This is a genomic window from Prevotella intermedia ATCC 25611 = DSM 20706, assembly GCF_001953955.1.
In the GTDB taxonomy this organism is placed as follows: Bacteria; Bacteroidota; Bacteroidia; order Bacteroidales; family Bacteroidaceae; genus Prevotella; species Prevotella intermedia.
Genome location: NZ_CP019300.1, coordinates 1,725,040 through 1,745,839 on the forward strand (window position 1 = coordinate 1,725,040; position 20,800 = coordinate 1,745,839).

The window sequence follows — 20,800 nt, forward strand, 5'->3', positions numbered from 1 at the left end:
CTTTTAGCAGTTGGATTATTTTTTGTAGCTTTGCAAACAAAATCGGTAGTGGAAGCTATGCGGTTAATCTAATTTAATAACAATGAACACAACTAATTTATCACCATTCAGACGAACAGTAGTAGGCGTACAATTCCTTTTCGTGGCTTTTGGCGCAACTGTCCTCGTTCCGTTGCTCGTTGGGCTCGACCCCGCCACTGCCCTTTTCACGGCAGGTATCGGAACTTTCATTTTCCATTTAACCACAAAAGGCAAGGTGCCCATCTTTCTCGGGTCGTCGTTTGCTTTCATTGCACCAATCATTTCGGCGTCGAAACAATGGGGAATGCCTGGCACATTGGCAGGTATCATTGGCGTTTCGCTGGTCTATTTCCTTATGTCGGCACTCATTAAATGGCAAGGCAGGAAGCTGCTAAACAGACTTTTTCCACCTGTCGTGATAGGTCCTGTCATCATCTTGATTGGTCTTTCGCTCTCGAGTTCGGCAGTAGATATGGCTAAGAACAACTGGCTTTTGGCTGGCATCTCGCTCACAGTGGCTATCTTGGTGCTTACTTTGGGAAAAGGACTCATCAAGCTCGTGCCCGTAGTTTGTGGCATTGTAGTGGGCTATATTGCAGCAGTTTGTATGGGAGAAGTAGACTTCACGAACGTGGCAGCTGCACCTTGGTTTGCATTACCACCCGCATTGGCAGACTTCCACCTACCACAATTTGCTTGGGAACCCTTCCTTTTCATGATTCCAGTAGCCATTGCACCCGTTATCGAGCATATCGGCGACGTTTACGTGGTAGGAGCCGTGGCGCAGAAAGACTTCGTAAAAGACCCCGGACTGCACCGAACAATGCTCGGCGACGGCTTGGCTTGCCTTGCAGCAAGCTTCTTCGGCGGCCCTCCTGTTACGACTTACAGCGAAGTTACAGGTGCTATGAGCATCACAAAAATCACTCAACCACAGGTTATTCGCATTTCGGCAGCCACTGCCATCGTCTTTTCTGTAATCGGAAAGCTCAGTGCCTTGCTGCAAAGCATACCTGCAGCCGTGCTCGGTGGCATTATGTTGCTGCTCTTTGGTACCATCGCTTCGGTGGGCATACAGAACCTTATACAGCACAAAGTGAACTTGAACCACACCCGAAACACCATCATTATTTCGGTAACGCTGACCATTGGTATTGGCGGAGCTATCCTTACTTATGGCAATTTCGCCATGAGTGGCATCGGTCTGTCGGCTATTGTAGGTGTACTTCTTAACCTTGTGTTGCCACACCCAAAGGAGGAAGAGACGGAAGAATAATACTTTTGTAACACACAACCTACTATAATCCAATATAAAACTGCGGGGACAACAATGCTTTTATGCTGTTGTCCCCGCTTTTTGTTGGATATATTGACGAGCGTAAATGCTGGCTTTTTTAGATATTCTAGTATTCTTAGATTTTATAGAATCTTTAGACTAACAGATAGGAAATCGCTCTTGTTTTGTAAATATAATTCTGAAGGAAAACGATAATTTCGATTTGACGTTGCGAAAGCGGCTCTTTTGCGATGCAAAACCTACGCTTTTACCGTGCAAAACAGCCGCTTTTGGAACGCAAAACAATAGGTTTTGCAATGCATTGACAGCAAACAAGTTACACGACAGATATGCTTGTTAAAAATATTTACATACTTTTCGTCTTCTTTCTGCTTATTAAAAAAGAAATATTGCTGTGTTTTCGGTTTGGTCGAACGGCAATTATCTACTTCTGTTGTGGGTACATTGTTACGACGTTTGCGCCTTTTATGTGGCGTTCGAAGTGCGAAATAAGTGCTTCTGAATATTGTTTGTGCTTCACGTCCATAGGTTCGCCGTCCAACTGAACAGCGTCTATGCCCATATATTTCTTCATAAAGTCGGCAGCAGAACGCTGACTTATATAGTCGGATTCCTCAACGGTGATGGGCACAACTTGGTGGAACTGAATGGTGCGGCCGCCTATATTGGCAAACACTTCGTTGGGTACATCGGGCAGCGGACACAGCATCAGCACGGCAAAGAAGTCGGTGGAAGCATCGAACGAGAGTTCTTCGCTGTCGCTGTCATTGTAGCTCAGCGTGTCGCCCAGCTGAAACTGGAAGTTGTAATAGGTGTATTGCACCACATCGCGCAGCAAGCGGAGATACCAATAGTTGCTGTCTTTGCTTAAATCGGCATCGGTTACGTTCCAGTCGGGCGGCAGATACATAACGTATTCAAAGTGTTCCACCACAAAGCCATCGGTGTATTTGGTTTCGTCGAAAGTTGTTTCGCCATTGTCCGACCGCTTGTAATACTCCTCGTTGGGCACACGAATGGCTCCTGCGCCGACAGTGCAGAGCGTCCAGTAGTTGTGCTGCTTGGTGGGAGGAATGCTGACAATGTCGATGGGAAAGCCTTCGCCGTCGGTATCGTGCAGCACAGCATCAATCTTTCCGAAGCGTTCTTCCACGAATTTCCGTAGGTCTGCGCGCTCTTCTGCACTATAACGGGGTAAGGGTTTGTCCTCGTCGGTTTTCTTTTCCAACTGCATATACGATACGATATTGCCCAAAATGCGTTCGGGTTCGTCGGAAAAAAGGTAGACAACGCCTATATCTGTCTTGTCTTCCGTCTCGATATAAATGTATTTCTGCGCCAACCATATATCCTTAATCAACGAGAACGGCGTGGTAAGATAGCGTGCCTGAATGCCATCGACTGTGGTTACCGACACCGATATGCCTTCTTCGTCGATGCGATAAGTATTGAGCTTTAATGTTTTGTGTATCTTTCCGTAAATATAAACATAGTAGGCAAGAATGCAAAACAAGACGATGAACACACCGAGTACGGCAAGTTCGACGCTTCGCAGACTAAAGAACAAAGGGGATACGAGCAGAATAAGCCAAGAAACAAGCATTTTGCGGGTATGCTGCGCCCACAGTCCGCCAACGGCACGAGGTATGAACCACCACATAGACTTGTCGCAACGGCTCGCAACTGGCTCGGGATTATCGTGTATCAGCAACTTTAAGGCTTCGTCTCTTGTAATATGCCTCATCGTGAAAGCAACAAAATAGGGTTGTTATTAAACGTATAAAAGAACGCCCCCGATGCGAAAGCGTTCTTTTACTATGCTGTTATTTACTTCTTTATAGCGGGGTATTTCCTGAACCAACCGTCCATTCTTAAACGCATCACACCAAAGAAGGCTTCCGAGAATATGCCTCCGCTCATCTTGCTTGTGCCTTCTCGGCGGTTTACGAAGATAACGGGCACTTCCTTTATCTTGAACCCTATCTTGTGCGCCGTGTACTTCATTTCTATCTGGAAGGCATAGCCCTTGAAGCGTACTTCGTCGAGCGGAATGGTTTCGAGCACCTTGCGGCGATAGCAGACAAAGCCTGCCGTGGTGTCGTGAACGTGAAATCCGGTTACGAAACGTACATACTTGCTGGCAAAATAGCTCATCAGGACACGTCCGATGGGCCAGTTCACAACGTTTACGCCGCTGACATAGCGTGAGCCAACAGCCACATCGAAACCCTCGTCGTGCGTAGCTGCATACAGGCGGGGCAGGTCGTTAGGGTCGTGGCTGAAGTCGGCATCCATCTCGAAAATGTAGTCGTAGCCGTGTTCCAAAGCCCAATGGAAGCCACGTATATAGGCTGTTCCAAGTCCTAACTTGCCCGAACGCTCAATGATGAACAAACGGTCGGCAAATTCTTCCTTGATTAATCGGTGAACAATCTGCGCCGTTCCGTCAGGGCTTCCGTCGTCGATGACTAAGATATGGAAACACTTTTCCAAACCGAAAACGGCTCGGATAATCTTCTCCATATTCTCTTTTTCGTTGTATGTAGGGATTATTACTATGCTGTCGCTTGTCATACGTAAATATTTTCTTTACTGCAAAAGTAAGACAAATATCCGAATATCCCAAATGTTAGAAACGGTTTGCGCCTAAAAGGTTGTTAAAAGAGAACGCGGAAACCTATTGTACGGGAAAGGCATCGTGGGGTTTTCTGGCTCTGTTTTCAGATGTATAGTCAGGTATGATGTCATATTTAAACGGATATGATATCATCTTCTGAGAAATATGACGTCATATTCGGACAAATATGACGTCATTTCCGAGCAAATATGACGTCATATTTTTCACCACATCATATCATATTGAAACACAGCATATTACAGATGCGCTTTTTCTACATGGAATATAGCCCGACAACGGCGTTGAAACTAGGGTGAAATTACCCCTAAAAACGAAGAGCCGACACGCTGTACGGCATGTCGGCTCTTGCTCTTTTTATATGTTTTGCAAATGCAAAAATGTTCTTTCTGTCTATTCTTCTTCGTCCTTAACCTCTGCTTCGTGTTCAGCAATGAGGGTCTGCTGGAGTTCGTTAGGCACGAGTTCGTAGCTTGAGAACTTGGTGGTGAAACTTGCACGGCCACCTGTCAGCGAACTCAGAGAAATGCTGTAGCTTGCCAATTCCTTCAACGGAATCTTGGCTTGCAGCTTCTGGTAACCCGCTTCGCTGTCCATTCCCATTATCATGGCACGGCGTCCTTGCAAGTCGCTCATTACGTCGCCCATGTAATCGCCCGGCACATACACTTCCAAATCGTAGATTGGCTCGAGAATTTTCGGTCCTGCAATCTTGAAAGCATCAGAGAATGCGTGGCGCGCAGCAAGCGTAAACGAAAGTTCATTAGAGTCTACAGGGTGCATCTTACCGTCGTAAACAACCACTCGCACGTCGCGGGCGTAGCTTCCGGTCAATGGTCCACGCTCCATACAGTCCATGATACCTTTCAGAATGGCTGGCATAAAGCGCGTGTCGATGGCTCCGCCGACAACAGAATTGATGAATACGAGCTTGCCGCCCCAAGGCATTGTCTTCTCTTCCTTGCCCTTTATGTTCATCTTAAATTCCTGTCCGTTGAACTTATACATTGTTGGGTCGGGCATTCCTTCTGCGTATGGCTCTACGATGAGGTGCACTTCGCCGAACTGTCCTGCGCCACCGCTCTGCTTCTTGTGGCGATATTCAGCCTTTGCCTGCTTGGTAATGGTTTCACGGTAAGGTATGCGTGCTTCCTTGAATACGGTTTGAAGTTTCTCGTTGTTCTCCAAACGCCACTTCAAAGTGCGCAAGTGGAACTCGCCTTGTCCCTTCACGATGGTCTGGCGCAACTCTTTACTTTGCTCGATAATCCACGTTGGGTCTTCTTGGCGCATCTTCAGCAAGGCCGCCATGAGCTTTTCGGTTTCCTGAGAGTTCACCGCCTCGATGGCACGCATATATTTCGGGTTGGGATACTTGATGAAATCGAAGTGCTGCTCTACACCCTTACCGTTCAATGTATTGCCTGTCTTGACGTCTTTCAGCTTCACCGTACAGCCAATATCGCCTGCATTGAGTTGCTCGACGGGGATACGATTGGCTCCCGCACAAGCAAACAGCTGGCCAATGCGTTCCTTTGAGCCTCTGTCTGCGTTGGTCAAGTCGTCGCCAACCTTGATAGAGCCACTCATTACCTTGAAGTAGCTTACCTCACCGATATGCGGTTCAACGGCAGTCTTGAAGAAATAAACCGATTCCGCGCCGTTTGGGTCGGGCGTAACTTCCTCGCCGCGTGTGTTGTGTATCTTGTCCATTTCGCTGACGAAAGGCACAACATTGCCCAAGAACTCCATCAAGCGGCGCACACCCATATCTTTTCCGGCACAAACGCAGAACACTGGGAAGATGCTGCGTGCCACAAGACCCTTGCGAATGCCCTCGCGCATTTCGTCTTCGGTAAGTGCTTCGGTCTCGAAGAACTTCTCCATCAGCGTTTCGTCGTTCTCGGCAGCAGCCTCTACCAACGCTTTGTGCAGCTCCATCGCCTTGTCCATTTCCTCGGCAGGTATCTCTTCGATGATAGGAGCACCGCCTTCGGGTTTCCAACTGTATTTCTTCATCAGCAAGACATCAATGATGCTGTTGAAGCCTGCACCCGTTGCGGTTGGATATTGTATCTGCACACACTTTGAGCCATAGATTTCCTTCATGCTGTTCATCACGTTGTCGAAGTCGCATTTATCAGAATCTAATTGATTGACTAAGAAGATTACAGGTTTCTTCAACTTCTCTGTATAGCGGAAGTTGTTTTGTGTTCCTACTTCAGGGCCGTACTGTCCGTTTATAAGTATAACGGCTTGGTCGGTAACGTTCAGTGCCGTTATCGCTCCCCCCACGAAGTCGTCGCTTCCCGGACAATCAATTATGTTCAACTTCTTATTGTTCCACTCAACATGAAAAACAGTAGAGAATACTGAGTAGCCATATTCTTGTTCTACTGGAAAATAGTCGCAAACTGTGTTTTTAGCTTCCACTGTGCCACGGCGTTTGATAATACCCGCGCCAAATAACATACTTTCGGCAAGAGTAGTCTTGCCGCTACCCGCACTGCCAAGCAATGCAATGTTCTTGATTTCGTTTGTCTGATATACTCTCATAACCACGATAGATTAAAAAAAGGTTGTTTCTAAAAGGTCTACACGCAGGCAGCAATCTATTATAGATTTTGGTTTTAGAAGCCCACCTTTAGGTTGTTAGTATTATGTTCTGTGTCGAGCGATAAGCAACACTTACCGCTACCGCCGTCTAAGTTAGGTATTTTCTTTCATACCACCAAAACTATTTACAACATTTTAGCAAAGTATTAAAAGATATTACTACTTTTGCAAGCAAGTAATTATCATTCAGACATAATACATTATATTATATAATAAATGGCAGGGCTCTATATCCATATTCCCTTTTGTGCAAGCCGCTGCATCTATTGTGGCTTCTACTCCACCCTGACGCCACATGCAGAGAAAGCAGCAGTCGTAGACTTGTATGTAGACGCACTATGCAAGGAAGCAGCAACACAAAGGCATTACATCTTCGGAGAGAAGTCTGACCCTGTCGAACGACTTGAAACCATCTACTTCGGAGGAGGCACACCATCGCAGCTGCATGCCCACCACATCGAGAAAATATTTCGCTGCATTGCCGAAAACTATGCCGACAGAATGGAAAACTACGCCGATATGGAAATAACCCTTGAGTGCAACCCCGACGATATAACCACCGAATATGCCGAAAACCTTAGGCACCTGCCCATCAATCGCATATCAATGGGCGCACAGACTTTCTCGGACGAACGCCTGAAGTTTCTCCGCCGACGCCACAAAGCTGCCGATGTGCAGACCGCCATCGACCACCTGCACCGTGCAGGCATAGAAAACATTTCCATCGACCTTATGTTTGGCTTCCCAAACGAAACCATAGAGGAATGGCAACTCGACATTGACAAAGCCATTGCCTTAGACGTTGAACACCTTTCGGCTTACAGTTTGATGTACGAAGAGGGCACTCCGCTTTACCAACTTCTGCAAAAAGGCAAAGTGAAAGATATGGACGAGGAACTCTATCGCACGATGTACGACACACTTATCGACCGCCTTGCCCTCGCCAACTACGAGCAATACGAAATCAGCAACTTCGCCAAGCTCGACCATACCACCGTTTCTCCTTTCCGTTCGCGCCACAACAGTGCCTATTGGGCAAACAAACCCTATCTCGGCATAGGCGCATCGGCACACAGCTACAACCTTTCCACACGCCGTTGGAACATAGACAACCTGCAAGAATACATCGACGGCATTACAAACAATCGCCCCATCTACGAGGTGGAAACCATCGACGACGATACACACTACGACGATATGGTAACAACAGCCTTGCGGACGAAGAGCGGTATCGACCTTTCCGCACTGCCGTCGCCTTACAAAGAGCACATTGCAAAAGCCTCTGCCCCGCTCATCTCGCAAGGTCTGCTCGCCATAACCGACAACCATCTGCACCTTACACGCCACGGAATTTACGTCAGCGATTTCGTTATGAGCGAATTAATGTACGTTTAAAACAGCAGCAAACCATTTTTTTCATTACCTTTGCACGCAGAACAAACAGAAACTTACATTTATGACAGAACAGGAATTTGAACAACTTTGGCAAGCCAACCGCCAACAACTGCTCGCAAACGACGAAGAATACCAACGCATAAGCAAAAGCTACACATCGTCGAGTTGGCTCGATTACCTTGTTTCTATTGGCGGATTCGTTATCTGCGAAAAGTTTATACAGGGCTTTAACCTTGGCAACGTATGGACATTCCTCCTTGCAGCACTCGGAATGGTCATCGTCTGGTACGGCTTCCGTTTCATAAAAAGCAGACTAAGCAGCAACAAAACCCTCGAAGAAGTGGAACAACGCATAAAAGAACAATACAAATCTACCTTGCATTAACACCCACATAACAATATTAAATTAGGTTTAAGGCAGCTTCTAAAAATCCAATAAAGGTACTTTTTAGAAACTGCCTTAATTTCGTTTTCATACGTGTCTGCAAACTGGCACAAGCCCCAATAGCTCATTTTTGACGCAGACAATGAAATTATCAACACGTTGAGAAATATTTTTCTACACGTAAATAAATTTTTACTTACACGTAAATAAATATTTCTTTACGTGTAAGTAATTCGGCAGAACGACTTAACAACAGCTTTATAATATCACAACGCATTGATTATAATCAAGTTAAGAAAGCGCATTCCCAGCCCCGAAAAACGAAGAAAATGGGGCGTGGAAAACGCATTTTCTGCACATTTGTAGTGGCTTAGAAACGATTACGCTCGCTCTGTCCTGCTCCTGTTCCTTTATATTTACTACGTGCTGTATTGAATTTATAGCGCAAAGTAACATAGAAATCTCGGCTATCGAATTCTTGTTTTATTTCTATGCTTAAGTTATTCGTATAAAGCAACGATTGATTGGCAGAGCGATTGAAGAGGTCGTTTACGCCTACAGTAACAGAAAGGCGGTCGTTCAAGAATGCTTTTCGTACCGAGAAGTTGAATGCGGAGGTGCTTCTGATAAGTTCAGTGTTCTCTGTTATACCTTTTGAATTGATTTGCAAGAATGCTTCTGCTGTCCAATCGTGCCTGAATTCAAACGAATTATTCCACTTTATTCCCCATATTGGCTTGTTTAAATCGAACTTGCTGCCCAAACGTTCTATGTCGAACCATTGCTTTTGGCAGAATAATGTAAGTTGAGGCGACCATATACCAATTGTTGGTGCAGCGGTAAGGCTCAGTGTTAAGGCAGGAAACCTTTTGAAATTGCGGTAACGTAGGTTGGTTATATTTTCATCAGTGCTTTCTTGTTCGTTCCAATACATAATTTTGTTGTGTGTCTGTGTGTAGTTGGCCACAAAAGTAAGCCAGTTCCAACTACTCACAAGCGTAATGTTGTGTAGTGTTTCTGGCTTCAGCGTAGGGTTACCACTCTGACGCGTAAAGCGGTTTATGTACAACACGTCTGTACCCAACTGATTGTAAGAAGGGCGCGATGTCTTTACCGAATAAGAGAGTTGCAAGCCTACTTTCTTTATTTGTGTTGCGAAAGTAAGCGACGGAAACCATTGGTTGTAGGTGCGGCTGTGTTCCGTGCTGTACACTCCTTGGTCGTAATAATCGGAATTTACGTGCTCGTAACGCAGTCCTGCCATAAGCTGTCCGATAGGTGTGAGACGGCTATACTCGAAGAAGAAAGCGTTGTTGCGCTCCTTAATGGTCGATGCAGCATTGGCTACAATGCCTTCTTGGTTAGTGTAACTCTGTTCGTGATTGGTAAAAGTGTTCTCGTTTCCAACCGATAAGCTGCCGCCAAACAGTGGGTGAGAGAGCACCAGCTTGGTTGCAAAGAACTTGTTTGCGTGCGTTCCTGCAGATGTTACTGTGCGATTATCGTAGTTGGCACTTTGCTCTGTCGTTGTGCGAAGTTCGGTCTCTTCTCCATAATAGTAATCGGTATTGAAGTCGATGTTCAGTTTTCCCACCTTTCCAACGTAGTAAGCAGAAAGGCTTTTATTAGGAATAGCAGTGCTTCTGTTTTGTATTTGCGATTCTATATGGTCGTAGAGCACATTGTTTTTAATTACATCAGTAGAGAATTTACCGTGTTCGTAATTTGCCCCAACAAGCAAATTGGAGAAGAAACGTGCACCAATGGCATGGTTAGTATTAAACTCATAAGCTGCCGTAAGCATGTAGTTATTATATGTATTGCGAGAACTAAAATCGCTTATCCATTTGTTTGTCCACAAATTGGTTGTCTGCACCTCGTTGGTAGTGGCTAGCCTAGTTAAGTTATTGCTAAGATTATAAGCCGAACCAGCCGTCAGCTCCAAACCATTGCGGCGATAATACATATTGAGCTGATTGTAAGTGTCCCAGTTTTCCCAATAATAAGCCGACGTGCGTGCATCGAAACCAAAGCCGTCGCCTACCTTTCGCACCGTGTGAATGCGGATAACGGCACTCACCGTGGCATCGTAGCGAGCCCCTGGATTAGTTATCACCTCGACGTCCTTAATGTCCGACGAGTTAAGACGCTCTATTTCGGTTGCGTCGGTTATCTTTCTGTTGTTTATATAGATAACTGCTACACCACGTCCGACGACCGAATAGCTGCCTTCCTTGCCCGTCAGCAACGGAATACGCTTGAGAACGTCGTTGCCCGAGCCTGCTTTTGCCAGCGACGAACCAACAATCGTCGTAACAAGAGCGTCATTTCGTATCGCCATCTTGGGGCGTTGCGCCGTAACGGTTACGCCTTCCATTGCTTTTGCCTCAGCTTTCAGCTGCAAAGTATCAGCAGCGAGGGGCAAAGAAACGTTGCGCCGTTCGTAGCCTACACCCAAAACGCGCAGAAACACCTGTGCGTCGGCAGACACAGAGAGCTGAAACGCTCCTGCCTTATCGGTTACTGCGCCCGTAACGAGCGAAGAGTCGCGCACGGAAAGCGCAATAACATTGGCATACTCGATAGGCAAACGCTGCTCGTCGGCTATCCACCCACGAATGGTCTGCTGCGCCTTTGCAACGGTAGAAAACAATACCAAGGCTGTAACGATGGCATACAATTTCTTCATAACTGATATTATCTTATTGTTTAAATATTTCGTTGTTATTGTCTGCAAAGGTAAGAAAAGAACAATTATTTATAAAAAAAAGCGAATAAACTTTTCTTTTCACTGCGCCTTTTAACCTTTTGGGAATAATAAGTAGGTGTTCCAAGTAATTATATAAACACGTTACAAGCACACCCCATATATCGATTCCGTTGCAAAAGAAACGTTACCAATGCCCCATCTAAGCACTCGAAATAAGAAAAAGCACGGTTTAGAAACTAATTATGTCCGTGAAAATTAAATTATCTAAGCTTAGAGAAATAATTATCTAACCTTTGATAAGTATTTATTTAAGCTTAAAGAAAATTTTATCAAAGCTTTGATAATTAAAAAATGTAAGTCAGAAATCGCATTATATACGGCTTCCCGTGAACGTGGAACCTATTAACAATAACATTGGAACCATTGCAAGCACACATATCAGCGTCGAAAGCAAGAATACAACTTACTGATTAGCAATCTAACACAGGAATAGTTTTGCCAAAATCTCTATTATATAAGATATGTATAAGGACAAATATTAACAAAAAATGTAGGAGCAAAACTTTGGCATTTGGCATATTTACGTTATCTTTGCAATCTAAGGCAGTACTTCGGCACTGTCGCTGGTGTTGCAAGACACGAGAGGAAAGTCCGGGCAGCAAAGAGTATCCTGCTTCCGAAAATGAAAGCTATTGGCAACAGTAGATGTAGGCAGAAGAAAACAACCGCCTTGGCAACGAGGCAAGGGTGAGAAGGTAGTGTAAGAGACTACCAGCACGTAGGCGACTGCGTGGCTGTGCCGTTCAGGAGCTGCAAGTTCATGTAAACCGTTGTTTGAGGGTTACTCGCCCAAGCCATACACGGCACAACGGAGGGTAGAACGCTAAAACGCACGGGGCGACCCTGCGGTTAGACAGATGACAGGCGTCCTTACTTGTCGAAAGACGGTAAGGAAACAAGACCCGGCTTATAGAAGTACTGTTTTACACATACTCGCTGCCTCCCCCATCGTGGGGAGGGAGTTGAAGTATGAGAAAGGTGCTGAACCACACTTAAAGGTTTCAAAACAGCATCGCAGAACAAACAGATTGTAGAACCATTCCTTGTTTTTTATGGAAGAATTTCAAGATTACAGATACGTATTAGACGATTTTCAGCATCAGGTTGAAAACAAGATAAGAAATCATAAGAACGACCCTGGTTTCCCACAAATGGACGGAAAGCTGGACGAAGAGGAATTGGGCAACTATCTTTTCGACCACCAAGCCGCACTCGACAGCGAGGGAACGGAACGCACGCAATACACCGTTGCAGGCGTACTGATAACATTGCCCATCATAGTGCTGTCGGCTTTTCAGGAAGAATCGTTGCCCGTGAAAGGCTATCAAGCGGTGCTTCTCGGTGTTGCCATCGGCTTGCTGCTCTACGTTATCTACCGAGTAGTGATGAAAGCCATTGTGCGTAAGAAGGTGAAACGTGCAAAAGAAGACCACCCAGAAGCTAGCGCATACGTGGAAAAGGTGATGCGTTTCTAACCCATCGGGCAACAATGCCTTCGGCATAAACCTCTAACAACAAAGAAGAAATATGGAAATTCCAGATTTAAGCAAATACAAAGAGAAGTTCACAAAGAACGAATTTATTGAGAAAATACAACGCATAGCCAAACGAGCAGGAGCAAAATTGGTTTATGCTGCATTGATATTGTACTACTCTGTTGAAAGCGACAAGGTGTCAATCAAGGACAAAGCCATCATCATCGGGGCACTGGGCTACCTCATAGCACCGCTCGACCTTGTTCCCGATGCCATTCCGCTCGCTGGATTGGGCGACGACCTCACCGTACTTGTATATGTGTTGCAAAAAATATGGGGCAACATAGACGATGATGTGAAGCAGAAAGCGAAGGACAAACTGTCGCAATGGTTCGACGAAGACGAAATGAAGGCTACCGAGAACCTGTTTTCCGACAAGGCGGAAGACCAGCCCGTGTAAAAGAAAGGAGGACGTATGGTACAGTACATCATCGTTGGCATTGTTTTAGCATTGGCGGTAGCTTACGTTGTCCGTATGCTAATCAGAACCATAAAAGTATCGAGAAACGCCTGCGGAGGGTGCAAAGGCTGCGCCATTCGTGAGCAAATGATGCGTAAAAACAACATACGAACACAAGGGAAAGTAAATTCTTATTGCAATAGTTGATAAAAAATTTGGTTAAACAAATATTTCTTATTACTTTTGCACTCGCAATTAGGGGGTATTACTTTAGTTGTATCGACAAATTGTTATGGTGCCTGGGCCGGTCGGTTAGGTAACGGTCTGCAAAACCGTGTAGAGCAGTTCGATTCTGCTAGGCACCTCAAAGCCCGAAAGAACAATTCTTTCGGGCTTTTTTATTATTCATCATTGAACCACCTTACATTAATAGAAAGAGCGGAGTTGTAACGTTTCGATAGAAACCTATTGAAGGAAACGTTGTCCGCTTTACTGCCCCTTGTTCTGTAAAGATAATTCTAAAGAAAAACGGTAATTTCGATTTGACACTGCGAAAGCGGCTCTTTTGCGATGCAAAACCTACGCTTTTACCGTGCAAAACAGCCGCTTTTGGAACGCAAAACAATAGGTTTTGCAACACATTGATAACTAAGTTATTACGCAACAGATACGCTTACGAAAAATATTTACACAATTATCCACTGCTTTCCGCCTATAAAACGAGAAGTACAGGCGAAATTGCATAGCAAATAGAAAGGCACTTTCTATTGGGAAAGGCGAAACGAAACAAAAAACAACAAGCAGTCCGCCTGTTTCTCATAAATTAATAGTACCTTTGCAAAAGAACAAAACAGTAAAACAATAATAATGGAAAATAAAACACATAAATTCATTTCTGCAAGCTACGAATTGTATAGCATTGAATACGGAAACGAAGTTTTGATAGAAAAAACAGAAGAAAACAGACCCTTGACGTTCTACACAGGCTGCGAAATGGCATTGCCAGAGTTTGAGAAAATAGCAATGGAAACCGCTGCAGGCAACGACTTTGCTTTCGATTTGGCAAAGGGACAGGCTTACGGCGACTACAAGGAAGAAAACGTTTTAGACCTTGAAAAGGCTGTATTCTCGCACGAAGGAGAGTTCGACAGCAGCAACGTGTACGTTGGCGCAATGATTCCTTTACAGAACCAAGAGGGACAACGCTTTATGGCACGCGTTATCGACATAACGGAAGACAAGGTGAAAGTAGACCTCAACCACCCATTGGCAGGCAAGGAACTCAAGTTTAAAGGACACATAATAGAAAACCGTGAAGCAAGCGAAGAGGAAGTAAAAGAATTCTTTGAAAAGCTTAACAGCCACCACTGTGGCGGAAATTGCGGTTGCCACGGTGATGGCGAAGGAAATGGAGAGGGTCATTGCGGTTGCCACGGAGAAGGTGAAGGGCACGGAGAAGGACACTGCGGCTGCCACGGAGAAGGCGAAGGACACGGAGGCGGACACTGCGGTTGCCACAACAAGGACTAACAAAACCGATTCCCCCGAGGGCTGTTTGCACGCGTGAAACCTATTCTGCAGCAATACAGCCCACCCAAAGCAGCTGTCCACAAGCGTTTGTAACGAAAAGTAAAAAGGAAAGGGAAACAATATGCCCAACGCAATTGGCACACTCTATACACTGACCACCTTTGGCGAAAGCCATGGCGCAGCGATAGGCGGCATAGTTGATGGTATGCCGTCGGGCATAGATATTGACCTCGATTTTATTCAGAACGAACTGAACAGACGCCGACCGGGACAAAGCAAAATTACCACCGACAGGAAAGAAACCGACGAGGTGGAACTGCTGAGTGGAGTGTTTGAAGGCAAATCGACAGGTACGCCGATAGGCTTCATCGTAAGAAACAAGAACCAGCAAACAAAGGATTACGACGATATTCGCAACCTTTTCAGACCATCGCACGCCGACTACACCTATTATAAGAAATACGGCATACGCGACTATCGCGGAGGCGGAAGGTCTTCGGCACGCATCACGCTTGCAAGAGTAGTGGCAGGTGCATTGGCAAAACTTGTGCTGCGAAAACACAACATAAGCATTCAAGCCTACACATCGCAGGTGGGCAATATTGCCGTAGACAAGGATTACAGGAAGTACGACTTATCGCAGGCAGAGAACAACGCCGTGAGATGCCCCGACGAAGCGAAGGCAAAGGAAATGGAAAGCCTGATTGCAGAAGTGAAAAGTGAGGGCGACACCATTGGCGGAGTGATAACCTGCGTGGTGAAAGGGTGTCCCGTAGGATTGGGCGAGCCCGAGTTTGGCAAGTTACACGCACTATTGGGTGCGGCAATGCTAAGTATAAATGCGGCAAAAGGCTTTGAATACGGCGAAGGTTTCGACGGAAGCACGTGGCGGGGAAGTGAGCAAAACGACGGTTTTGCAACGGCAGCAGAAAACGAAAACGACGATATTGCAATACGAACCAACCACAGCGGAGGAATACAAGGTGGAATAAGCAACGGCGAAGATATATACTTCAGAGTTGCATTCAAGCCAGTAGCAACCTTACTGATGGAACAGAAAACAGTGGATATTGCTGGAAATGAACAGACAATAGACCCACGCGGAAGACACGACCCTTGCGTTCTGCCACGGGCAGTGCCCATCGTAGAATCGATGGCAGCAATGACAATATTGGACGCATTATTAGTCTATAATTCCAAAAGAATGTAACATTTTTCTGAAAAAAGAGAAAATACAGCATAAAAGTACGATTTTATAATTATTTTATCGTATCTTTGCGCTATGTTTCGTTACTGTTTGAGATAAATAGAGCGAAAACTTTTAGTTAAGTCTAGTTTAGTTTTTGTGTTGGTTGAGAGCGTTCGGTTGAACGCTCTCAAATTTTTTATAGCTGATAAAACTTAAACCAAGCCTCCTTTTCAATGAATCAATTGTGAAAAAGTGGGGCATATAATGCTTGTGCTTGGAACTTTAAATAAAGTATCGAACGTATTATTCTACACAGCCGATGATTTCGTTTACCGACTTGTAGCCGTGGCTGTCTAACCATTCGTTGATACCGTTGCGCACCTTCAACGTAACTTGTGGGTCGATGAAATTGGCAGTACCAATCTGTATTGCCGTTGCACCTGCCATCAAAAACTCTATGGCATCGGCAGCCGTAGATATGCCGCCAAGTCCGACAACAGGGATTTTCACGGCGTGGGCAACATCGTAAACCATACGAAGGGCTACGGGTTTAACGGCTGGACCGCTAAGTCCGCCAGTGCGAATGCTAAGACGATGGGCGCGTTTCTCGATGTCAATAGACATGCCCATGAGGGTGTTGATGAGCGAAACCGCATCAGCACCTTCTTCTTCGCACGAACGAGCAATGCTTGCAATGTCGGTAACGTTGGGCGAAAGCTTGACAATAAGTGTTTTATGGTAACGTTTGCGAACCTCACGAAGTACAGCAGAAGCCCCCGAACAGGTTACACCGAACGCCATACCGCCCTCTTTCACATTCGGACACGATATATTCAGCTCGATAGCAGGAATGTGGTCGAGGTCGTTTAGCTTTTCAGCCGTCTCTGCATAGCTCTCTGGAGAGTTGCCACTGACGTTTACAATGATGTTTGTACCTATCTTGCTGACTTCAGGGTAAATATGTTCGATGAAATAATCGACACCCTTATTCTGGAGTCCCACGCAATTAAGCATACCCATAGCCGTTTCTACCATTCGTGGGTAATCGTTTCCCTCACGAGGATTAAGGGTGGTTCCCTTCACGATAATACCGCCAAGCTGGTCTAACGAAACGAAATCTTGGAACTCAATGCCGTAGCCAAAGGTTCCACTAGCGGTCATCACAGGGTTCTTTAGTTGTAGGTTGCCTATATTTACACTTAAATCTGCCATCGCTTTTATTTATTTTTTAATTCGCTATTATATAATATGTGAACATCAATAAACTACTATTAAAGACACAACTACCACAGCAATTGGTTTACATCGAACACTGGTCCTTCGGTGCAAACGCAAAGATTGCCTTCCGTAGTCTTCTCAACGCAGCAAAGACAAGCCCCCACTCCGCACGCCATAAGGTTCTCTAAAGAAGCCTCGCAGCGTATGTTGGCTGTTCGTGCATACTTCGCCACCGACACCATCATAGGCTTAGGGCCACAGGTAGAAATCTGATTGAAGTGGCGTTCGTGCAATATGGAATGATTGGTAACATAGCCCTTTTCGCCCATAGAGCCGTCTTCGGTGGTAACAAAGACATCGCCATACTTCTTAAACTCGTCTAATTCCAGTAAATCAGAAGCAGTACGAGCACCCAACAAGAAAGTTACTGCAATGCCACGTTCCTTGCAAAGCATACCAAAATAGAGCAAAGGGGCAACACCAACGCCACCTCCTATAAGCAAAAGGCTATCGGAAGACGAAGCTGGATAGGTAAAACCGTTGCCCAACGGAAGCACACAGTTGAGCATGTCGCCAGGCTTTACAGCTGCAATAGTGCGTGTGCCATCTCCAACTTCAGCCACAAGCAGCCACAATTCGTTGCGCTCCTTATCAACAAAATTAATGGAAATAGGGCGGCGAAGATAGGTTGAAGCCGAACCATCAACCCTTACTTCGACAAACTGACCAGGCTTCATATCAGGCAATTCAGCATCGTGAGTGAGCTTTATCAGCACGTTCTTCTCATTCAAACGTTCTACAGACACTACCTTTAGGTCGAGAATAAACTTCTGTTTCATGATGATATAATAGAAAAATCTTGATGCAAACTTACATAAAATTATCGAATTATACGCCAGTTGGATAAAGAAAACCACATTTTCTTTATAGGAAAGAGATACAAGAAAAGTACAACAAGCCACTATTCTTACCACTTTTACCAAACAATACAGCAACTACAATAGTGAAAAGCACATAACAAAGCCAAGTTAAAAGGACATTATTACAATGCTTTTCTTCTAAAATGGCAATGCTATTATATAATAATGTAAAAGAAAAAGTAATGAGTGAAGATAATTTTGCATTACTATACATAATAAAAATACATATTTATGCTCATACTTGCGGATATGATATAGAAGGTTTAGACAAATCAAGCGAATTCTAATGGTAAAGAAATTCCATTTTAAGGCAATAAAGACAATAAAGCCTCCAAGTGATTTTGAAATCATCAAGGAGGCATTACGGTGTCGCAATAACAGTATATAGTAAAAATGAAATGTTAATTTTTAGAAGCTAAAATCATTTCTTAGGGACAAATGTTTCCCATGTTTGGTCGTCAAAAAAGATACGAATTTCAGTGATATTACGCTGTGGTTTGTCAATATATTTCACCTCTGTTTTGACTATATCTTTAGACATTGAAGGAGCATTACGCTCTGTTTTGGGTTCATCTACCGAAAAGGAGAGGGGAGCTGGAGGTACTTCATCGAAGAGATTTAAGTTGGCGGGTAGTGCCCCCGATGTATTCTCATTTTGCGATTCAGCCATCTGTTCTTTGAACATAGGTTCCACTCCATACATTATCCAATCGAGACTGATAGTCGGAAATTTTCCCTTTATCGCCTCAACGGTATTTAATGTGGGTTTTGTTCTTCCATTGAAGATACTACTAAGCGAAGCAGACGAAATTCCAATGAAGTCTGCGAAGGTTTGTTGAGTCATATGCTGACTCTCCATCAAGCGTTTTATTCTATCTTTCATAACCAATCAGAGCCAATTAATGCCTATTCAGGCGTATTTCAATGATTTTACAAAGGTAAAACAAATAATTCATAAAACCAAACAAAGAAAAGATTATTTTGTTTTCAAAACTTTTGATTTTAATATTTAAAAACATAAAACCAAACACCCGCGCTGTGTGCAATTGCAATTTGCATACACAAATATAAATCTACAAACCTATATGTACTTAAAGCTAAAAGACAACCTTTTTATGTATAATACTGGTTGTTAATAGTACTTTACAGCTAAGTTATAAGGTTTATGCAGAATATTCTTTGTTTTATCGTAGATATTTCCTCTTTTTGTCGCAGATAGGTTAATATAATATTATAAATTGCTGGTTATTAGTCAATTAAACTCTTATAAAACACGATGAATATTTAAACATTTACAAGTAAGTAATCTTTAATTTGGCTTTGTAATTGCAAATATAAAACAAAGTGTGCACTTTTTAATATTCAAAACATGGGTATTCAAATATAAAAACAAGGTCTTTCGTTTTCAAAAGTAAATATATTGTTTAACATACTAAACGTTAATATAAGATAACGCTAAATCTATTGCTTTGAAAAAGGACTAAAAATGGCGTAATTTTAGTATTTCGGAGCAAAGTAAAGGTTGATTTCAAATAAGCTAACCACAGAGGAGATAAAACTGTGTAAGTTACCTATTATTAAGCAATTAAGCGAAAAAAGCAGATAAAATGAGCTGCTTCTTTTAACTCTAAAAAGTACGAAAAAACGGCATTTTTTGGCATTTTATCCACTAAAAACGTCCATTTTGAGGTATTGGAAGCCTCAAAATGGACGTTTTTCGTTTTATTTCTGACACTAAATCTATGCTTTTTTCAATGCAAAATGAAAAAGATTAATTCTTTCATTAAATCCCCTGCCCCAGTGCTTGGATTATCCAATCCTTTGCTTTTTGCATCTACTTCTCTAATTTTAGCTATGATGTCCATCGTCTTTCGAGCGGTGTAATTTCTCATTCCTGTATGGTAATCTTTCGCTCCCCAACTGCTTCTTAATTCCAATGCCTGGGCTATGTCGTTTTCCGATTTATTGTTTGGTGAATAGAAAACTATCATTAAATTTTGGAAATAAGAGAAGAGTAAAGGCAAGAAAGAATAGAGCGAACCTGCCTTCGGATTCTTATCAAAATAGTTTACAATTTGATTCGCCTTGAAAACGTTGCGATTTACGATTGAATCGCGCAATTCGAAAGTGTTAAAATCTTTACTTACTCCAACTTCTCTTTCAACGATTTCCGGTGTAATTCTTTTATCGTTTTCGGGCAAGGAGAGTGCAACCTTATCGAGTTCCGACGTCAGACGGTTCAAGTCGGTTCCGATATGGTCGGCTATCATCTGTGATGCTTTTGGCTCAATTGTTATTTTTTTCGTTGCCAAATAATTTTGCATAAAACCTGCAAGTTGGTATTCTCGTATTTTTTTACTTTCGAACACCACCCCGTTAGCTTCTGCCAAACCTATCACTTTCTTCCTCGCATCAATCTTTCCATTTTTATGACACCAAACAAGAATTGTGGTTTTAGCAGGATTTTTTAAATATTTCTCCAATGCATCGAGCGAGCGAATATTCTGCGCTTCCTTCACAATGACAACTTGATATTCTGCCATCATTGGGAAACGCTTCGCCATATCGGTTATCTGCACTGCCGAAACATCTGACCCGAAACACACATTCAAATTAAAATCCTGTTCAGCTGGCGTCAGCACATTCTCTGCAATATAATTTGTTATTTGGTCAATATAATAAGATTCCTCGCCCATCAATATATAAATAGGTGAGAATTTTCGTGCTTTCAGGTCTTTCATTATCTCCTGAAATGTTGTTCCTTGTTTTGCCGACATCTATTTCTTTATTGCTATTTCCGCTGCATTTACCGCTTATTTTCTATATAAATAGGCGCGAACTTTCGGAAAATTTGTCTATATTTGTATTGAATTTACCCACAGAAAGTTG

At 43.8% G+C, this 20,800-nt stretch carries 17 protein-coding genes, 1 tRNA gene and 1 other RNA gene; 10 read left to right on the forward strand and 9 right to left on the reverse strand.

The genetic code is table 11. From position 1 onward, the window contains the following. Positions 1-82 precede the first annotated feature (82 nt). The gene (locus tag BWX39_RS07415) at positions 83-1,297 is read left to right on the forward strand and encodes a uracil-xanthine permease family protein (protein WP_028905128.1); all 1,215 of its coding nucleotides are present in this window, start codon (positions 83-85) and stop codon (positions 1,295-1,297) included. A gap of 159 nt (positions 1,298-1,456) precedes the next feature. Here BWX39_RS07415 and BWX39_RS12830 read toward each other — a convergent pair whose 3' ends face one another. From BWX39_RS12830 to BWX39_RS07435, 4 genes are all read right to left on the reverse strand, one after another. After that, positions 1,457-1,645: a hypothetical protein gene (locus BWX39_RS12830; protein WP_076123314.1), complete on the reverse strand. Its 189-nt coding sequence runs from the start codon at positions 1,643-1,645 to the stop codon at positions 1,457-1,459. A gap of 97 nt (positions 1,646-1,742) precedes the next feature. Further along, the gene (locus BWX39_RS07425; RefSeq protein WP_028905129.1) at positions 1,743-3,062 is read right to left on the reverse strand and encodes a suppressor of fused domain protein; all 1,320 of its coding nucleotides are present in this window, start codon (positions 3,060-3,062) and stop codon (positions 1,743-1,745) included. An 83-nt stretch (positions 3,063-3,145) separates the two neighbouring features. After that, positions 3,146-3,892 carry a polyprenol monophosphomannose synthase gene (locus BWX39_RS07430; protein ID WP_004364673.1) on the reverse strand — a complete coding sequence of 249 codons (747 nt, stop codon included), beginning with the start codon at positions 3,890-3,892 and terminating at the stop codon, positions 3,146-3,148. Positions 3,893-4,346: 454 nt separating this feature from the next. Next, positions 4,347-6,509 (reverse strand): elongation factor G, encoded by a 2,163-nt coding sequence (locus tag BWX39_RS07435; protein WP_028905130.1) that lies wholly within the window; start codon positions 6,507-6,509, stop codon positions 4,347-4,349. 276 nt (positions 6,510-6,785) lie between these two features. Between BWX39_RS07435 and hemW the strand changes: the two genes are divergently transcribed. Continuing rightward, the gene (gene hemW, locus BWX39_RS07440) at positions 6,786-7,964 is read left to right on the forward strand and encodes a radical SAM family heme chaperone HemW (protein ID WP_028905131.1); all 1,179 of its coding nucleotides are present in this window, start codon (positions 6,786-6,788) and stop codon (positions 7,962-7,964) included. 61 nt (positions 7,965-8,025) lie between these two features. Then, a complete protein-coding gene (locus tag BWX39_RS07445) occupies positions 8,026-8,349 on the forward strand; it encodes a positive regulator of sigma(E), RseC/MucC domain protein (protein WP_028905132.1) in 324 nt (107 codons plus the stop codon). A 370-nt stretch (positions 8,350-8,719) separates the two neighbouring features. Here the strand turns inward: BWX39_RS07445 and BWX39_RS07450 are convergent, their stop codons facing one another. Then, positions 8,720-11,038: an outer membrane beta-barrel family protein gene (locus tag BWX39_RS07450; RefSeq protein ID WP_028905133.1), complete on the reverse strand. Its 2,319-nt coding sequence runs from the start codon at positions 11,036-11,038 to the stop codon at positions 8,720-8,722. A gap of 624 nt (positions 11,039-11,662) precedes the next feature. On the opposite strand from BWX39_RS07450, the gene rnpB reads away from it, so the two are divergent. From rnpB to aroC, 7 genes are all read left to right on the forward strand, one after another. Then, an RNA gene (gene rnpB, locus BWX39_RS07455) (RNase P RNA component class A) lies at positions 11,663-12,045 on the forward strand. 126 nt (positions 12,046-12,171) lie between these two features. Then, positions 12,172-12,594: a hypothetical protein gene (locus tag BWX39_RS07460; protein WP_028905134.1), complete on the forward strand. Its 423-nt coding sequence runs from the start codon at positions 12,172-12,174 to the stop codon at positions 12,592-12,594. Positions 12,595-12,646: 52 nt separating this feature from the next. Further along, complete coding sequence (locus BWX39_RS07465) at positions 12,647-13,054, forward strand: YkvA family protein (protein ID WP_028905135.1); 408 nt, start codon at positions 12,647-12,649, stop codon at positions 13,052-13,054. A gap of 15 nt (positions 13,055-13,069) precedes the next feature. Continuing rightward, positions 13,070-13,261 carry a FeoB-associated Cys-rich membrane protein gene (locus tag BWX39_RS07470; RefSeq protein WP_076123315.1) on the forward strand — a complete coding sequence of 64 codons (192 nt, stop codon included), beginning with the start codon at positions 13,070-13,072 and terminating at the stop codon, positions 13,259-13,261. A gap of 87 nt (positions 13,262-13,348) precedes the next feature. Beyond that, positions 13,349-13,419 (forward strand) — tRNA-Cys (locus BWX39_RS12130). 502 nt (positions 13,420-13,921) lie between these two features. Then, complete coding sequence (locus BWX39_RS07480) at positions 13,922-14,584, forward strand: FKBP-type peptidyl-prolyl cis-trans isomerase (protein ID WP_036860358.1); 663 nt, start codon at positions 13,922-13,924, stop codon at positions 14,582-14,584. Between the two features lie 121 nt (positions 14,585-14,705). Then, positions 14,706-15,794 carry a chorismate synthase gene (gene aroC, locus BWX39_RS07485; RefSeq protein ID WP_028905136.1) on the forward strand — a complete coding sequence of 363 codons (1,089 nt, stop codon included), beginning with the start codon at positions 14,706-14,708 and terminating at the stop codon, positions 15,792-15,794. A 282-nt stretch (positions 15,795-16,076) separates the two neighbouring features. Here aroC and BWX39_RS07490 read toward each other — a convergent pair whose 3' ends face one another. The 4 genes from BWX39_RS07490 to holA all read right to left on the reverse strand — a co-directional run bounded on the left by BWX39_RS07490 (position 16,077) and on the right by holA (position 20,688). Further along, on the reverse strand, positions 16,077-16,985 hold the full coding sequence (locus BWX39_RS07490; protein WP_028905137.1) for a dihydroorotate dehydrogenase: 909 nt from the start codon (positions 16,983-16,985) through the stop codon (positions 16,077-16,079). 71 nt (positions 16,986-17,056) lie between these two features. Next, positions 17,057-17,830 (reverse strand): dihydroorotate dehydrogenase electron transfer subunit, encoded by a 774-nt coding sequence (locus BWX39_RS07495; protein WP_028905138.1) that lies wholly within the window; start codon positions 17,828-17,830, stop codon positions 17,057-17,059. A gap of 502 nt (positions 17,831-18,332) precedes the next feature. Next, positions 18,333-18,794 (reverse strand): helix-turn-helix domain-containing protein, encoded by a 462-nt coding sequence (locus tag BWX39_RS07500; RefSeq protein WP_028905139.1) that lies wholly within the window; start codon positions 18,792-18,794, stop codon positions 18,333-18,335. Between the two features lie 868 nt (positions 18,795-19,662). After that, the gene (gene holA / locus BWX39_RS07505) at positions 19,663-20,688 is read right to left on the reverse strand and encodes a DNA polymerase III subunit delta (protein ID WP_028905140.1); all 1,026 of its coding nucleotides are present in this window, start codon (positions 20,686-20,688) and stop codon (positions 19,663-19,665) included. Between the last annotated feature and the right edge of the window lie 112 nt (positions 20,689-20,800).

Excerpts from the sequence above, each read along its gene's own strand:
- BWX39_RS07450 (WP_028905133.1), bottom strand. The coding sequence starts at position 11,038 with ATGAAGAAATTGTATGCCATCGTTACAGCCTTGGTATTGTTTTCTACC.
- aroC (WP_028905136.1), top strand. The coding sequence starts at position 14,706 with ATGCCCAACGCAATTGGCACACTCTATACACTGACCACCTTTGGCGAA.
- BWX39_RS07460 (WP_028905134.1), top strand. The coding sequence starts at position 12,172 with ATGGAAGAATTTCAAGATTACAGATACGTATTAGACGATTTTCAGCAT.
- BWX39_RS07415 (WP_028905128.1), top strand. The coding sequence starts at position 83 with ATGAACACAACTAATTTATCACCATTCAGACGAACAGTAGTAGGCGTA.
- BWX39_RS07425 (WP_028905129.1), bottom strand. The coding sequence starts at position 3,062 with ATGAGGCATATTACAAGAGACGAAGCCTTAAAGTTGCTGATACACGAT.
- hemW (WP_028905131.1), top strand. The coding sequence starts at position 6,786 with ATGGCAGGGCTCTATATCCATATTCCCTTTTGTGCAAGCCGCTGCATC.
- BWX39_RS07435 (WP_028905130.1), bottom strand. The coding sequence starts at position 6,509 with ATGAGAGTATATCAGACAAACGAAATCAAGAACATTGCATTGCTTGGC.
- BWX39_RS07495 (WP_028905138.1), bottom strand. The coding sequence starts at position 17,830 with ATGAAACAGAAGTTTATTCTCGACCTAAAGGTAGTGTCTGTAGAACGT.
- holA (WP_028905140.1), bottom strand. The coding sequence starts at position 20,688 with ATGTCGGCAAAACAAGGAACAACATTTCAGGAGATAATGAAAGACCTG.
- BWX39_RS07480 (WP_036860358.1), top strand. The coding sequence starts at position 13,922 with ATGGAAAATAAAACACATAAATTCATTTCTGCAAGCTACGAATTGTAT.
- BWX39_RS07430 (WP_004364673.1), bottom strand. The coding sequence starts at position 3,892 with ATGACAAGCGACAGCATAGTAATAATCCCTACATACAACGAAAAAGAG.
- BWX39_RS07500 (WP_028905139.1), bottom strand. The coding sequence starts at position 18,794 with ATGAAAGATAGAATAAAACGCTTGATGGAGAGTCAGCATATGACTCAA.
- BWX39_RS07445 (WP_028905132.1), top strand. The coding sequence starts at position 8,026 with ATGACAGAACAGGAATTTGAACAACTTTGGCAAGCCAACCGCCAACAA.
- BWX39_RS07465 (WP_028905135.1), top strand. The coding sequence starts at position 12,647 with ATGGAAATTCCAGATTTAAGCAAATACAAAGAGAAGTTCACAAAGAAC.
- BWX39_RS07490 (WP_028905137.1), bottom strand. The coding sequence starts at position 16,985 with ATGGCAGATTTAAGTGTAAATATAGGCAACCTACAACTAAAGAACCCT.
- BWX39_RS07470 (WP_076123315.1), top strand. The coding sequence starts at position 13,070 with ATGGTACAGTACATCATCGTTGGCATTGTTTTAGCATTGGCGGTAGCT.